General features: G+C 52.5%; 1 rRNA gene. It reads left to right on the top strand.

The features are described 5' to 3' along the window. Positions 1-3: 3 nt before the first annotated feature. Positions 4-261, top strand: a 23S ribosomal RNA gene (locus tag AA84_RS0100890); the annotation flags it as partial.

Here is a 261-nt window from a genome sequence, read left to right as displayed (position 1 = left end):
AGTGGTTAAGTTATAAAGAGCGCACGGTGGATGCCTTGGCACTGGGAGCCGATGAAGGACGGAACGAACGCCGATACGCTTCGGGGAGCTGTAAGTAAGCTTTGATCCGAAGATTTCCGAATGGGGGAACCCGCTATCCTGAACGGATAGCATGCTCTGCTGAATCCATAGGCAGAGTAAGGCAGACCCGGGGAACTGAAACATCTCAGTACCCGGAGGAAGAGAAAGCAAATGCGATTTCCTGAGTAGTGGCGAGCGAAA

The sequence above is a fragment of the Sporolactobacillus terrae DSM 11697 genome, assembly GCF_000648615.1.
Classification (GTDB): domain Bacteria; phylum Bacillota; class Bacilli; order Bacillales; family Sporolactobacillaceae; genus Sporolactobacillus; species Sporolactobacillus terrae.
This window is presented reverse-complemented; position numbering and strand designations above follow the sequence as displayed.